Below are 14,756 nucleotides of genomic sequence, written 5' to 3' on the forward strand. Positions count from 1 at the left end.
TCGTCGCGGACGGGGCCGACTCCTTCTACCGGGTCCTCGTCGACCCCCGCGACGGAGCGCCCCTGGAAATCGGCCGCAAAAACTACCGACTCCCCGAAACCATCAAACGCTGGATCCGCCTGCGCGACACCACATGCACGTTCCCCGGCTGCACCAACCACACCCCCGACAACGACACCGACCACCTCACCGCCTGGAACCACGGCGGCACCACCGGAATCAGTAACCTCGCACAGCTCTGCCCCAAACACCACCGCCTCAAACACCACACCCGATGGACACCCGACCCCGCCACCCACAACGAACCACCCGGCTGGACCTCACCCACAGGACGCCACTACAAACCCGAACACCCCGACCCCACACCAACCCACTGGCCACCGGGAATCCTGCCGATGGATGCTGCTGTGACGCCCGTCGAAGCAGCAGCACGGCCCGGATCCAGGGCTCGACTTGATGACACTGCTCGACTTAACGACACTGCTCCGCCTGTCTCGGCGCCACCATGGCCAGGGTTGCACCTATCGGAAGATCCGATGTGGCAGGAGTTCCTCGCATCAATGCCGCCATGGCCTGATCCTCCTGTCGAAGAACCGCCAGGAAGCAACATGCTGGATCCGGCCGAGCTTGGTCCTGCTGATCCCCTGTGGGATGGGTTCTACGCAGCGTCGTGCAGCCTGCCCGCTGACCCACAGGCGGACTGGCAGCTGCTGCTGGGCATGTGACGGCAGGAGCGCAGCGCTCCAACAGTAAGGGTCCGGTCCGGTTATGGCACCCCAGCCTGGGCCCGTCAAGGTCCGTACTTAACCAAAAGGCATGATCTGGCGTTCAGGTCGGCGACGGCCAGGAAGAACTGGAATTAGGGGCCGCCCATCAGGCCACAGCCGACGCTTCCATCAGCCGCCTTCACGACGATGAATACGCGGTCTTCATCCGTGGAGGCCAATGCGAGGATTTCGGCTCCCCCTGCTGTAGTGCCTTGGGCTGTCAGGTTTGAAAAGTCGGTCCGCACCGGCTCTGGGCGGGGACCGCAGTTGTACTCCCTCCCGGCGAACTGGACTTTGGAAGGAACCTCTTTTGGCCAGAGGACCCAGTCGGAAGTCTGTTGATGAATGCTCCACACTCGTCCGCCAAGGAAAGATCCGCCCAACGCCACGATTACACCCGCTGATGCCAATACAGCCCGCAAACCGAGGTCCATGCTGCAACAATCCACGATCACGTTTGAGGAATCAACAGAAATCCATGCTCGACCGGCAGTCCGTCCTGGACCATCGTTCAGCAAGTCCGGGAGCGTTGGCTCAGCGACCTTCCACCGCGGAGCTACCCCAGCCCCACGGCCTTACCGAAGAGGCTGAAGCCGACGAAGGCCACGATATCCAGCAGCGCATGGGCGATGACCAGCGGCATGACCCGCTTGGTGCGGGTGTAGAGCCAGGCGAAGACCACCCCCATGACGGCGTTTCCAATAAAGGGGCCGAAGCCCTGGTAAAGGTGGTAGCTGCCGCGCAGCAGCGAGCTGACGCCGATGGCAAGCGGCATGCTCCAGCCGAACTTGCCGAAGCGGTCCAGGAGGTAGCCCACCACAATGACCTCCTCGAGCACCGCGTGACGCATGGCCGACAGAATGAGGACGGGCACGGTCCACCAGTATGCGTCCAGGGCACTGGGAATGATGGCAGTAGTGATGCCGAGGGCCCTGCCCGCCGCGTAGAGCCCGAGGGAAGGGAGACCGATCAGCGCGGCAAGCCCCAGGCCCTGCAGGAGGTCCTTTCCGGGGCGGGCGAAATCGAACCCCAGCTTGCGGAATGCGGAACCGAAACTACCTTCACCCGGCGCAGCTTGCCGCTGGTCCGTGAGGAAGTAGAGCACCAGCAGAACAGGAACCAGCGCAAAGATGATGTCCAGCAGCTGGTACGTGAGGTCGAAATACTCCCGCGTGCTCTGCGACCGGTTCAGGGTGGAGGTGCCCTCGGCCAGGGGCGCGCGGGTCATCTTGTCGAGCAGCTGCACCACGGAGTAGACAGCCGACTGGCCCAGGGACAGGCCAAGGACGATCCAGACTTCGAGCCGCAGTCGACGGCGGGAGGGAACCAGCATGTTCCCATCTTGCCTTCAGTTTCTGGATCCTGCCTGACGGAACCCCGCCCGGCCCCGGAAAGAATCAGGCGGGAGCGACAATCACTTCCGTACCGTTCGCTTCAAAGGCAGCCTTGTCGCGCGCAGAGATTCCGGAGTCGGTGATCAAGCGGTTGAAGTGGTACCCGTCCATCGTGGCAAAGGCGCGCACGCCGACCTTGGATGAATCCGCCAGGACATAAGACACCCTGGCCCTGGAAGCGAGCAGGGCATTGACCGAGGCCTCGCCCTCCCCCGTGTTGGTTGGCCCCACCTCAGGGTCGATGCCGTTGACACCGATGAAGGCGATGTCCAGCACCACCTTCTGCATGATGATGTCCGTGTAAGGGCCCACGAGCTCGTACGACCGCGGGTTCAGGATGCCCCCGGTCACCATCACCTTGATGTTGGGCCGGACAGCCAGTTGGCCGGCAATGTTGATGGCATTCGTCACTACGGTGAGGGTGGGCTGATTGGAGGGCGCGTTCAGGTCTTCCCGGGTTGCCAGGATCTGTGCCAGCGCGGTGCTGGTGGTGCCCCCACAGAGGCCGATGACAGCGCCCGGGCGGATCAGGGCGGACGCGCACTGCGCGATCTGTTCCTTGGCCTCGGCGTGGTCATCGCGGTTGTAGCGTCCGGGCAGGTCGTACGCGAGGGCACCGGTGGTGGCGCCACCGCGGGTTCGTGTCAGCAGCCGGCGCTTGGCAAGGCTGTCCAGGTCGCGGCGGGCTGTGGCCGGGGAAACGTTGAGCGTGCTGACGATCTCGTCAACTTCCACCTGCCCCGTCTTGGCCAGCAGGTCAAGAATCGCCGTCAGCCGGTCGGTGCGCGTCATGATGGCGTGCCTTTCGATACATCAGCCATCTCTCCTGATGACGTTTCCTGACAATAACCATATGGAAACAGTCAGGAACAATCAAAGTGAACGCCTTGTGTCAGCGTTTCCGCTCTCCGGCCCGCCAGACAGCGTACGTCAGCGGCATCCCCGGCCGGTAGGCAAGATGCGTCGCGGACGGTGCGTTCAGTAAGTGCAGGTCGGCCCGGTGCCCGACGGCGATGGACCCCACGGCGCGTTCGCCGTCGGCATCCCGCCCGGCTTCCTGGTGCAACGCCATCGCGCCGCCGTAGGTGGCGGCACGGACAGCCTCGTGCACACTGAGGCGCATCTGGAGCACGGCCGTCGTCACGCAGAAAGCCATGGAGCTGGTGTAGGACGTGCCCGGATTGCAGTTGGATGCCAAGGCCACCTGCACACCGGCGTCGAGGAGTTCGCGGGCGGGGGCCAACGGCTGGCGGGTGGATAGGTCGCAGGCAGGAAGGCAGGTGGCAACAGTGCCCCGCTCCCCCGTCCCCTCGGCAGGGTCCCAGCCCGACCAGGACGCAGCCAGCGCTTTCACATCCTGCGCGGCAAGGTAATTGACGTGGTCCACGCTGGCCGCGCCAAGCTCCACTGCAAGATGTACGCCGGGGCCCTCGCCCAGCTGGTTGCCGTGCACCCTCAGGCCCAGGCCGGCCTCGCGGCAGGCCACCAGCACGCGCCGGGATTGTTCGGCGTTGAAGGCGCCCTCTTCGCAGAAGACATCTGCCCACTGGACGTAGGGCCGGACCGCGGCGAGCATCGGTCCGCAGACCAGGTCGGTATATTCCTCCGGGTCCTGCCCGGCGGGAACCAGGTGTGCGCCGAGATAGGTCACCTGGTCCGCGATGGTGGAGGCAATACGCGCACTCCTGGCCTCGTGCTCTACGTCCAGGCCGTAGCCGGTCTTGGTTTCCAGGTAAGTGGTGCCCTGCGAGACGGCCTCGGCCACCCGCCCCATGGCCAGGCGGGTGAGATCGAAGTCTGACGTGGCGCGCGTGGCGTTCATAGTGACGGCGATGCCGCCGGCGGCGTACGCCTCCCCCGCCATCCGGGCTTCGAATTCGGCGGTGCGGTCGCCCGCGAACAACAGGTGGCTGTGGGAGTCCACCCATCCCGGCAACATGGCCCGGCCGCCGGCGTCGACGGCGTCATCCGCTGCCGGAGCGTCGGCCGACGCCCCGATCCAGGCGATCCGTTCACCGTCGATGACCACCGCTGCGTCCTTCAGAACCCGGTGTTCCAGGTCCTGCGTCATCAGCTCGGCGATGTTGGTGATCAAGGTGCTCATGGATTCATTCTTCAGCGTCTGATGGACCAGCGCGTGGCCGCCAGGGCCTGCGCTGTCCGGGATTCCGGACCGTCCACGGCCGCTGGGGCCGGTGCAGCGGCGCCGGATGCGCCCAGCCCGGCAAGGATCTGCCCGGCGGCGAACTCCGCCAGGGCGGCCGACGTCTGGAATCCGTAACCGCCCTGGCCTGCGAGCCAGTAGAACCCGGCCGCTTCTGCGTCAAACCCGGCCACCGGCACGCCGTCCGCGGCTTCGGTGCGCAGGCCCGTCCAGGCCCGGCGCACCCCGGTGATCCCCAGGCTGGTGAACGCATTGAGCTTCTCCACCAGGCGCTCCACATCACCTGGATGCGGCCGGGCATCCTCGGGCCCGCTGGGCACCGTCTCCGAAGGGGAAATCAGCACGTCCTGGCCGTCGGGACGGAAATAGAACGTATTGTCAGCCGCGGCCACCATAGGGGTGGCAGCCGGCAAGGAATGGTCGACGGCGGCAATCGCCGCAGTGCGCCGGTACGGCTGGAGGCCCAGCTTCTCGACGCCGCTGAGCACCGCCAGCTCGTCCGCCCAGGCACCTGCCGCATTGACCACGACCGCGGCTTCAAAGCCCTCGGCGCCGGCACCCACCTGCCAGCCGGAACCCACCCGCTGTGCTGAATGGACGCGGGCGCCGGTGATGATGTCGGCTCCGGCGGCGAGCGCCCGCTTGCGGTGGCGCTCCAGCAACAGGGGTGCGTTGCAGCCAAAGGAGCCGATGTCCAGGCCGGCTGCCTCGAAGGTTCCCGGCTTCAGGGCCGAACACAGTTCCAGGGCCCGGTCCACCGTGATGGGCTGCATGTGTCCGCTGGCCTCCGCGGCAACGTCCTCCGCAGAGCCCACCAGCATGAAGCTGCGCGGCGTGAGGACCGCTTCCGTCGCTTCCGCGTCGCGGGCTGCCAGCAGTTCCAGGGTGCGGACGGTGAGTTCCTGCACCACGGGAGGCCCGTAGCTGGGAATCAGCTGGCGGGCGGAGCGGGAGGACGTGTGGTACGCCAACTCCTGCTCCGCCTCCACCAGTGCAACGCTGCAGCGGCCGGAGAGTTCAGACGCAAGGGACAGGCCGGCGATGCCGCCGCCCACAATCAGGACATCGTAGTGTGCTGCCATTGGTCCATCCTGACAGAGATTGCCGGTCCCGGGGCCCTGTTTTGCTGAGGCCCAGCGTTACTGCGGTACAGCGCTTCAGGAGCAGCCCTGTCAGGCTGCCGCCTCGGCACGGCTGGCGACGAAGGCACGCACGCATGCTTCGACGTCATCCGCTGAATGTGCGGCTGAAAGCTGCACCCGGATCCTGGCGGCACCGCGCGGAACCACCGGGAAGCTGAAGGCGGTCACGAAGACACCGTGCTGCAGCATCCGGTCCGCCACCTTGGCCGCCATGACGGCGTCGCCGAACATGACCGGGACAATGGCGTGCTCGCCGGGGAGCAGGTCGAAGCCTTCCTCGGTCATGCGGCGGCGGAACAGTTCGGCGTTCTCGAACAGGCGGCGGCGGAGGTCGGCCGAGTTCTGCACCAGGTCCAGCGCTTTGAGGGTGGCGGCCACGATGGCGGGAGCCAGGGAATTGGAGAACAGGTAGGGCCGGGCCTTCTGGCGCAGCATGGCCACGATCTCGCTGCGTCCGGAGACGTAGCCGCCGGATGCTCCGCCCAGGGCCTTGCCGAAGGTGCCAGTGTAGATGTCCACCCGGTCGGAGACGCCGGCGTGCTCGGGCGTCCCGGCCCCAGTGGCGCCCATGAAGCCCACTGCGTGGGAATCGTCCACCATGACCACGGCGCCGTACTGTTCGGCGAGGTCGCAGATGGCTTCAAGCGGGGCGAGGAAGCCATCCATGGAGAAGACCCCGTCGGTGACGATCAGTGTCCGGCGGGCGCCCTGTGCTTCCTGCAGGCGGGCTTCGAGTTCGGCCATGTCCTGGTTGGCGTAGCGGTAGCGGCGGGCCTTGCAGAGGCGGATCCCGTCGATGATGGAGGCGTGGTTGAGCGCATCGGAGATCACGGCGTCGTCCGGTCCCAGCAGGGACTCGAACACGCCGCCGTTGGCATCGAAGCAGCTCGAGAACAAGATGGTGTCCTCGGTGCCCAGGAACGCGGAGACCTTGGCTTCCAGTTCCAGGTGCAGGTCCTGGGTGCCGCAGATGAACCGGACGCTGGCCATGCCAAAGCCACGCTCGTCCATGGCGGCCTTGGCGGTGCTGATGATGTCCTGGTGGTCGGCCAGGCCCAGGTAGTTGTTGGCGCAGAAGTTCAGCACATCCGCGCCGGGACCGCCGATCTGCCCGGCCGTGATGTGGCTGGACTGCGGTGAGCTGATGCTGCGCTCGGTCTTGTACAGGCCGGCGGTGCGGATCTCGTCCAGCTCTTCGCGCAGCTGATCCTTGATGGAGGTGAACATGGGGTTCCTTACAGTCGGGTCCAGTCGAGGACTACTTTGCCGCCCACGCCGCTGCGGGCAATATTGAAGCCTTTTTCCCAGTCCGTGGCGGGCAGCGTGTCCGTCACCACGGCGGAGATACCCGCGTGCAGGACCGGGTTGGAGGAGAGCATGGCGCTCATGGCGTACCAGGTTTCGTACATTTCGCGGCCGTAGATGCCCTTGAGCGTGAGCATGTGGGTGACCACCTTGCCCCAGTCGATGGTGATCTCCTGGCTGGGCAGGCCCAGCATGGCGATCCGGCCGCCGTGGTTCATGTTGTCGATCATCTCAGGCAGGGCGGAGGGATGGCCTGACATTTCCATTCCGACGTCGAAACCCTCGCGCATGCCCAGCTCGCGCTGGGCATCACGCACCCGGGTGGTGGAGACGTCGATGGCAAGGTCGGCGCCGAGCTGCCGCGCCAGGTCAAGCCGCGGCCGGGAAACGTCGGTGATGGCGATCTTGCGTGCCCCGGCGTGGCGGGCCACGGCAATGGCCATGAGTCCGATGGGGCCAGCGCCGGTGATGAGCACGTCCTCGCCCACCAGCGGGAAGCTGAGGGCCGTGTGGACGGCGTTTCCGAAGGGGTCGAAGATGGCACCGAGTTCGGGTGTGACGGAGGGATCGTGGTGGACCCAGACGTTGGTTTCGGGGATCACGACGTACTCGGCGAAGGCACCGTCACGCTGGACGCCCACGCTGACCGTGTGGATGCACATTTGGCGGCGTCCGGCCCGGCAGTTCCGGCAGATGCCGCACACTACGTGGCCTTCGCCGGAGACCCTGTCCCCTACCTTGACCTCGCGGACGTCCTCGCCCACTTCCACCACTTCGCCGTAGAACTCGTGCCCGGCGATCAAGGGAGCTTCGATGATCCCCTGCGCCCAGGAATCCCAGGATTGGATGTGCAGGTCGGTGCCGCAGATTCCGGTGGTCATGACACGGATCTTGACGTCAGCGGGGCCGGCTTCGGGTTCGGGCCGTTCGACGAGCTCGAAACCGGCGTGGGGACCGGCTTTGTACAGGGCCTTCATTGGCGTCCTTACTGCTTGGCGTGGGATCTGTGGGGTACGTCCCCATTGAAGCCCTGCCAACGCTTTAGCACAACAGGGATTTTCTCAATCGACGATGTAGCACTTGCTAATGATTAGAGTGGACGTATGGAGGTTCATCAGCTTGAAATCCTGCGGGAACTGGGCGCCCTGGGCAGTGTGAAGGCCGTGGCCGATACGCTCATGGTCACCCCGTCCGCGGTGTCGCAGCAACTGGCGCACCTGCAGCGCACCGTGGACGTTCCGCTGACGCGCAAGGAAGGCCGCAACCTGGTGCTGACCGAGGCAGGTCAGGTGCTCGCGGACGCAGGTGCCGCCGTGGTCAGCGCCATGGCCGAGGCCCGCGGCGCACTGGGCACCTACCACGGTTCCCCCGCAGGCAGGGTGACACTCAGCGGATTCCACAGCGCAGGGCAGGCCCTGTTCGCGCCGCTGGCCCGGATGCTGGACCGGCCGGAGCATCCGCGCATTGAACTATCGGACGAGGACGTTGCCCAGCAGGACTTTCCGGCCCTCACCGCCCGGTACGACCTGGTGCTGGCGCACCGTATGGACCACAGTCCACGCTGGCCGGCGGAACGGGTTGCCGTGATCCCGTTGGCGCATGAGCCCCTGGACGTGGCGCTGCCCGCTGGCCATCCGTTGGCCCGGCAGGAGACAGTTACGGCGGACGACGTCGGCTCGGAGGCCTGGGTGACCAGCCACCCCGGCTACTCCCCCGCCGATGTCCTGTCCGCCGTCGCAGCCGTCTCCAGCCGGGAGCCGAACATCATTCACCGCATCAACGACTACTCCACGGTGGCGGCCCTGGTGGCGGCCGGCGGCGTGGTGGGGCTGCTGCCCCGGTATACGGCGGGACCGGTCCTGAACCCGGACATCGTGCTGCGGCCGCTGGAAGGGATCAGCACCCGCCGCAGGATCGACCTGCTGGCCAGGCCGGAGAACCTGAAGCGGCGGGCAGTGGTGATGGTGTGCGAGGCACTGGAGGACATCATGGCGGGGCTGGTGAAACAGGGCTGAGCAGGGCCGGCATACCGGAAGCTACGAGTCCTGCTCATCCTGGCTGCTGCCGTTCCCCATCTTGTGTCCGAGCCCCTGGTTGTGGCCTGGCCCGTATCCCGGCACATGGCCCGGCCCGCGTCCCAATCCACGCCCCAGCCCCAGTCCGGGCCCGTCGCCGGCGCCCTTCACGATCCGCGTGGCCGTGGCGATGTCCCCGTCCTTGACGCCGGCGATGCGCACAGTGTCCCCGGCAGCGATGTCCGCGATGGTTCCGTCCGTGGGCTTGAGCCGCTTGCCGTCGTCGCGCATGGAACCCGGGGTGGTGTCGGGGCCTGGGGTGGCGCCGTTCGTGGCCGCTGCCGGAACCCTGGTGACCTTCGTATCGCCGTTGATGGCGTAAGCCTGCGAGAAGCCGTCCTCGCTCTTGACGGTGATGGCTGAGTCGCTAACGGACTCAACGGTGCCCCGTTGTTCCAGTTTGGTCTGGAACGTACCGTCGGGATTCTTGACCACACCCTCGCCGTGCAGGGGCTGTGCGCGCTGGGGCTTTCCGGGCTTATGTGGCCCCGGGGCGTCGCCTGGGTTGCCAGGCCTGGATTGTGACGAGGGTGAGGGCGTGGGTGCCGGCGCGCCGGTGGCGGACCATGCCAATGCGGCACCCGTCCCGGTCAGTGCCACCGCAACGGCACCGGCAAGCACTGCCCTGCGCATCCTCATGGATTCCATCATCGCTGTTCCTTCCCCAGGCTTGCGCCGCAACTGCTTGCCAGGGCATCTGCGCCCTGTGGGGTCCAGTGTAGGTCCGCCACGGACGGGCGGCCACGGGTAGTTTCGCTGACCGCCGGCTGAGTACTTAAAGCCAACCGGGCCGCAGTTATTGCCGTGATGAGGGTTCACAACGGCAACAACTGCGGCCCGGCCGGGCGGAAGTGCTAAGCGGTGACGCCCAGCTTCTCGAGGATCAGCTCGCGGACGCGGCCGGCGTCGGCCTGTCCGCGGGTGGCCTTCATGACCCCGCCAACAATCGCGCCGATGGCCTGCACCTTGCCGCCGCGGATCTTGTCCGCGACGTCGGGCTGGGCCGCCAGTGCGGCGTCGATGGCTTCCAGGAGAGGTCCGTCGTCGGAGACGACGGCGAGGCCGCGCTTCTGCACAATCTCCTCCGGAGTGCCCTCCCCGGCGAGCACGCCGTCCAGGACCTGGGAGGCCATCTTGTTGTTGATCTTGCCCGCTTCAACCATGCGGCTCAGCTCCACCACGGTGGCAGCGTCGACGCCCAGCTGGCCGGGATCCACGTCGGCGACCTTGGCCCGGCCCACGATTTCGCCCATCCACCATTTGCGGGCCACGGATGCGGTGGCGCCGGCGGCGATGGTTTCCTCGATCTCGTCCAGGACACCGGCGTTGACGACGTCGCGGAATTCGAGGTCGGAGTAGCCCCAGTCGGCCTTGAGGCGCTTGCGGCGCTCGGCCGGCGGCTCGGGGAGGGTGGCGCGGAGTTCCTCCACCCATTCGCGGGACGCCACCACGGGAACCAGGTCCGGTTCCGGGAAGTAGCGGTAGTCGTCGGCGTCGGACTTGGCGCGGCCGGAGGTGGTGGTCCGGGTGTCCTCGTGCCAGTGGCGGGTTTCCTGGATCACCGGTTCGCCGGAGTCCAGGACGGCAGCGTGGCGCTGGATCTCGTAGCGGACGGCGTGTTCCACGGCGCGCAGCGAGTTCACGTTCTTGGTTTCCGAGCGGATGCCGAACCGTTCGCGGCCGTGCGGGCGGAGCGAAACGTTCGCGTCGCAGCGGACGTTGCCGCGTTCCATCTTCGCGTCGGACACGCCCAGGTTCTTCACGATCTCCCGGACGGCCGCCACGTAGGCCTTGGCCAGTTCCGGTGCACGGGACCCTGCGCCTTCGATCGGCTTGGTGACGATTTCCACCAGCGGAACACCGGCACGGTTGTAGTCCACCAGCGAGAAGTCGGCGCCCTGGATCCGGCCGGTGGCGCCGCCCATGTGGGTCAGCTTCCCGGCGTCCTCCTCCATGTGCGCGCGCTCGATCTCCACGCGGAATACAGTGCCGTCCTCGAGTTCAACGTCCAGGTAGCCGTCGTACGCGATGGGTTCGTCGTACTGGGACGTCTGGAAGTTCTTGGGGGTGTCCGGGTAGAAGTACTGCTTCCGGGCGAAGCGGCAGGACTCGGCGATCTTGCAGTTGAGCGCCAGGCCGATCTTGATGGAGGACTCGATGGCCGTTTTGTTGACGACGGGCAGCACGCCGGGCATGCCCAGGTCCACCTCGTTGACGTTGGTGTTGGGCTCATCGCCGAAGACGTTCGGGGCGGAGGAGAACATCTTGGTCTTGGTGTTCAGCTCCACGTGGACCTCGAACCCCAGGACGGGATCGTACTTCTCCATGGCCTCTTCGAAGCTCAGGACATCATCAGTGCTCATTATTTTGCCTCCTGGGTTTCGAGGGTTGCGGCGTCGGCCAGGTCGGGTGCCTGGGCCAGCAGCGGGCCGCCCCACTTCGCTTCGAGCAGCGATTCGAGGACCGCACCCACCCGGTACAGGCGGGCATCCTCGCGGGCCGGGGCCAGCAGCTGGATGCCCACGGGCAGGCCGTCCTCGTCAGCCAGGCCGCCGGGCAGCGACAGGCCGGGGACGCCGGCAAGGTTGGCCGGGATGGTGGCGACGTCGTTGAGGTACATCGCCAGCGGGTCGTCCAGTTTTTCCCCGAGCGGGAACGCCGTGGTGGGGGCGGTGGGCGAGATCAGGACGTCAGCCTGCGCGAAGGCGGCCTCGAAGTCCCGCTGGACCAGCGTGCGGACCTTCTGGGCGGAGCCGTAGTAGGCGTCGTAGTAGCCGGCGGACAGCGCGTAGGTGCCCAAGATGATGCGGCGCTTGACTTCGTCGCCGAAGCCGGCGGCGCGGGTGGCGCCCATGACGCGTTCGATGGTCATGGGGCCCTCTTCGGGGAGGACGCGCAGGCCGTACCGGACGCCGTCGAACTTGGCCAGGTTGGAGGAGGCCTCGGACGGCATGATCAGGTAGTAGGCGCCCAGGGCGTACTGGAAGTTGGGGCAGGAGACCTCGACGATCTCCGCACCGGCTTCCTTGAGCAGCTCCAGGGCATCGTTGAAACGGTTTTCGACGCCGGCCTGGTAGCCCTCGCCGTGCAGTTCCTTGATGATGCCGATCCGCAGCCCCTCCACGTTGCCGGTCTTCGCGGCGGCGACGAGGTCCGCCAGGGGCTCGGGCAGCGAGGTGGAGTCGCGGGGATCGTGGCCGCCGATGACCTGGTGCAGGAGCGCGGAGTCCAGGACGGTCCGGGTGACGGGGCCGATCTGGTCCAGGGAGGACGCCATGGCGATGGCGCCGTAGCGGGAGACGCTGCCGTACGTGGGCTTGACGCCTACGGTTCCGGTGACGGCACCGGGCTGGCGGATGGAGCCGCCGGTGTCCGTGCCCAGGGCCAGGGGCGCCTCGAACGCGGCGACGGCGGCAGCGGAGCCACCGCCGGAGCCGCCGGGGATCCGGTCCAGGTCCCAGGGGTTGCGGGTGGGGCCGTAGGCGGAGTGCTCCGTGGAGGAGCCCATGGCGAACTCGTCCAGGTTGGTCTTGCCCAGGATGGGCATCTTTGCCGCACGCAGGCGCTCGACGACGGTTGCGTCGTACGGGCTGTGCCAGCCTTCGAGGATCTTCGAGCCCGCCGTGGTGGGCTGGCCGATGGTGACGATCAGGTCCTTGACGGCGATGGGGACGCCGGCCAGGTAGTGCAGGGCTTCGGCTTCCGCCCCGCCGGCGGCACGGATGGCGTCCACCTCGGCGGCAACAGCGAGCGCTTCTTCGGCGTTGACGTGCAGGAAGGCGTTAACCTTCCCGTCGACGGCGGAAATGCGGTCCAGGTGTGCCTGGGTGGCTTCGACGGCGGTGACGTCGCCGGCGCGCAGTTTCTCGGCAAGCTGTGCGGCGGAGAGCCGGATCAGGGTGTCAGCGCTGGTGTTCTTTTCAGTCATGTCTATGCCTCATCCAGGATGGCCGGAACCTTGAAACGGTTTTCGTCGGAGTCCGGGGCGCCGGAAAGTGCCTGTTCCGCGGTGAACGTGTGGCCCACAACGTCGTCGCGGAACACGTTGGTCAGCGGAATGGGGTGCGAGGTGGCCGGAACGTCGTCCCCCGCTGCCTCGCTGACGGACTTGACCGAATCCACGATGACGGCGAGCTCGCCGGCCATCCTGTCCAGCTCTTCGGCACTCATCTCGATGTGAGCGAGCCGCGCAAGATGCGCGACGTCGTCACGGTTGATCGCAGCCATGGATCTCCCCTGCAAAGTTCGAATTGTTTTCCGATCCAGTCTAGTGCGGAAACGCAGATGCCCGTCTGACATCCCCCAGCGGGCGTCAGACGGGCACCTTCGATACCCGGCCTGCCTCGGGGACAGGAGCACGGGCAGCTACAGACTAACCGATTCCAATGGCTCCAGTCAGCATCCCGACGCCGAGCATCACCAGGGAGATGACGGCCGTACGCCACAGGACCTTCTTGTGGTGGTCGCCCAGGTCCACCTTGGCCAGCGAGACCAGCAGCAGGATGGCCGGGACCAGCGGGCTCTGCAGGTGGAAGGGCTGGCCGGTGATGGAGGCACGGGCCATATCGGCGGCACCGACACCGTAGTGGGCGGCGGTTTCGCTGAGGACCGGCAGGACGCCGAAGTAGAACGCGTCGTTGCTCATGAAGAACGTCATGGGGATGCTGAGCACCCCGGTGATGACGGCCATGAACGGGCCCATGGAGGTGGGGATGATCTGGACCAGCCACGCGGACATGGCTTCCACCATGCCGGTGCCCTTGAGGACGCCGGTGAGGACGGCGGCGGCCATGACCATGCTGACCACGGCGACGATGGAGGGTGCGTGCGCAATCAGCTGGGCGCCCTGGTCCTTGACCTTGGGGAAGTTGACCAGCAGGGCGATCGCGGCACCCACCATGAAGACGAACGGCAGCGGGACGACGTTGGCGACGAGCACCACCATGACGGCGACGGTCAGGGCCAGGTTGAACCAGAACAGCTTGGGCCGCAGGGTGCTGCGGTTGGGATCGAGCGCGGTGTCTGCCATGGCGGAGTCGTGCTCGTCCACCAGGGTTTCGGTGCGTTCCAGCACTGCCACCGAGCCACCGGCCGGCGTTGCACCGGAGGGAGCGGGGGTGTTGCCCCTGCGGCCGGTGCCGGACGCGCCGGTTCCGGAGGCACCTGCGGAGGTGCCGCCGTCGAACTTTTCTGCCGTGTCCGGCACGCCCCAGATTTCGGGGGCAGTGGCGCGGAGGCGGTTGCGTTCCTGCAGGCCCAGCAGCCAGGCAAAGGCGAAGACGACCACCAGGCCGGCCACGAGGGACGGGATCATGGGCACGAAGACGTCGTTGACGTCGATCTTCAGTGCGGTGGCGGCGCGGGCCGTGGGGCCGCCCCACGGGAGGATGTTCATGGTGCCGTTGGCCAGGCCGGCCACGCAGGTGAGGACCACGGGGCTCATCTTCAGGCGCAGGTAGACCGGCAGCATCGCGGCGGTGGTGAGGATGAAGGTGGTGGACCCGTCGCCGTCCAGGGATACGGCGGCGGCCAGGATGGCGGTGCCCAGCACAACCTTGGCGGGGTCGTTGCCCAGCTTGCGGAGGATGAACTTCACCAGCGGGTCAAACAGCCCGACGTCGATCATCAGGCCGAAGTAGATGATGGCGAACATCAGCAGGGCCGCGGTGGAGGTCATGGACTTCATGGAGTCCATCACCATGTCGCCGATGCCCAGGCCGGCGCCGGCGAACAGGCCAAAAACAGTAGGGACAATGATCAACGCCAGTACTGGCGTCAACTTCTTCGTCATGATCAGCACCATGAATACCGCGATCATGGCGAATCCAAGTATTACCAGCACAGCCGGCTCCTTCTTGTGAACAGCGGCACAGCGGTGTGACGCGTGCTACAGACTGTAGGGTGGCGGA

Annotated in this window: 13 protein-coding genes; 2 read left to right on the forward strand and 11 right to left on the reverse strand. The window is 66.5% G+C overall.

What is annotated here, in order from left to right; translation table 11 throughout:
• The coding region (locus HNO81_RS20215; RefSeq protein ID WP_254703550.1) for an HNH endonuclease signature motif containing protein at positions 1-725 on the forward strand (725 nt) is incomplete at its 5' end.
• A gap of 598 nt (positions 726-1,323) precedes the next feature.
• On the opposite strand, the gene HNO81_RS17255 is transcribed toward HNO81_RS20215, so the two are convergent.
• The 6 genes from HNO81_RS17255 to tdh all read right to left on the reverse strand — a co-directional run bounded on the left by HNO81_RS17255 (position 1,324) and on the right by tdh (position 7,749).
• On the reverse strand, positions 1,324-2,100 hold the full coding sequence (locus HNO81_RS17255) for a CPBP family intramembrane glutamic endopeptidase (RefSeq protein ID WP_175319331.1): 777 nt from the start codon (positions 2,098-2,100) through the stop codon (positions 1,324-1,326).
• 64 nt (positions 2,101-2,164) lie between these two features.
• Complete coding sequence (locus HNO81_RS17260; RefSeq protein ID WP_175319332.1) at positions 2,165-2,953, reverse strand: DeoR/GlpR family DNA-binding transcription regulator; 789 nt, start codon at positions 2,951-2,953, stop codon at positions 2,165-2,167.
• 100 nt (positions 2,954-3,053) lie between these two features.
• The gene (gene hutI / locus HNO81_RS17265; RefSeq protein ID WP_175319333.1) at positions 3,054-4,265 is read right to left on the reverse strand and encodes an imidazolonepropionase; all 1,212 of its coding nucleotides are present in this window, start codon (positions 4,263-4,265) and stop codon (positions 3,054-3,056) included.
• 11 nt (positions 4,266-4,276) lie between these two features.
• Positions 4,277-5,407 carry an FAD-binding oxidoreductase gene (locus HNO81_RS17270; RefSeq protein WP_175319334.1) on the reverse strand — a complete coding sequence of 377 codons (1,131 nt, stop codon included), beginning with the start codon at positions 5,405-5,407 and terminating at the stop codon, positions 4,277-4,279.
• Positions 5,408-5,497: 90 nt separating this feature from the next.
• Positions 5,498-6,694 carry a glycine C-acetyltransferase gene (locus tag HNO81_RS17275; RefSeq protein ID WP_175319335.1) on the reverse strand — a complete coding sequence of 399 codons (1,197 nt, stop codon included), beginning with the start codon at positions 6,692-6,694 and terminating at the stop codon, positions 5,498-5,500.
• Between the two features lie 8 nt (positions 6,695-6,702).
• Entirely contained in the window at positions 6,703-7,749 is a 1,047-nt protein-coding gene (gene tdh / locus HNO81_RS17280; RefSeq protein ID WP_175319336.1) for an L-threonine 3-dehydrogenase, read from the reverse strand.
• A gap of 126 nt (positions 7,750-7,875) precedes the next feature.
• On the opposite strand from tdh, the gene HNO81_RS17285 reads away from it, so the two are divergent.
• A complete protein-coding gene (locus HNO81_RS17285; protein ID WP_175319337.1) occupies positions 7,876-8,787 on the forward strand; it encodes a LysR family transcriptional regulator in 912 nt (303 codons plus the stop codon).
• A gap of 21 nt (positions 8,788-8,808) precedes the next feature.
• Here the strand turns inward: HNO81_RS17285 and HNO81_RS17290 are convergent, their stop codons facing one another.
• The 5 genes from HNO81_RS17290 to HNO81_RS17310 all read right to left on the reverse strand — a co-directional run bounded on the left by HNO81_RS17290 (position 8,809) and on the right by HNO81_RS17310 (position 14,689).
• Positions 8,809-9,498: a hypothetical protein gene (locus tag HNO81_RS17290; RefSeq protein ID WP_254703551.1), complete on the reverse strand. Its 690-nt coding sequence runs from the start codon at positions 9,496-9,498 to the stop codon at positions 8,809-8,811.
• A 203-nt stretch (positions 9,499-9,701) separates the two neighbouring features.
• Positions 9,702-11,210, reverse strand: a complete 1,509-nt coding sequence (gene gatB / locus HNO81_RS17295) for an Asp-tRNA(Asn)/Glu-tRNA(Gln) amidotransferase subunit GatB (protein ID WP_175319338.1) — start codon at positions 11,208-11,210, stop codon at positions 9,702-9,704.
• Positions 11,210-12,775 (reverse strand): Asp-tRNA(Asn)/Glu-tRNA(Gln) amidotransferase subunit GatA, encoded by a 1,566-nt coding sequence (gene gatA, locus HNO81_RS17300; RefSeq protein WP_175319339.1) that lies wholly within the window; start codon positions 12,773-12,775, stop codon positions 11,210-11,212. Before gatA ends, gatB begins: the two co-directional genes overlap by 1 nt.
• Before the next feature lie 2 nt (positions 12,776-12,777).
• On the reverse strand, positions 12,778-13,074 hold the full coding sequence (gene gatC, locus HNO81_RS17305) for an Asp-tRNA(Asn)/Glu-tRNA(Gln) amidotransferase subunit GatC (protein ID WP_175319340.1): 297 nt from the start codon (positions 13,072-13,074) through the stop codon (positions 12,778-12,780).
• Positions 13,075-13,219: 145 nt separating this feature from the next.
• Positions 13,220-14,689, reverse strand: coding sequence for an SLC13 family permease (locus HNO81_RS17310; protein ID WP_175319341.1), 1,470 nt, complete (start codon positions 14,687-14,689; stop codon positions 13,220-13,222).
• Positions 14,690-14,756 lie beyond the last annotated feature (67 nt).

The organism is Pseudarthrobacter sp. C4D7, assembly GCF_013359725.1.
Taxonomy (GTDB): domain Bacteria; phylum Actinomycetota; class Actinomycetes; order Actinomycetales; family Micrococcaceae; genus Arthrobacter.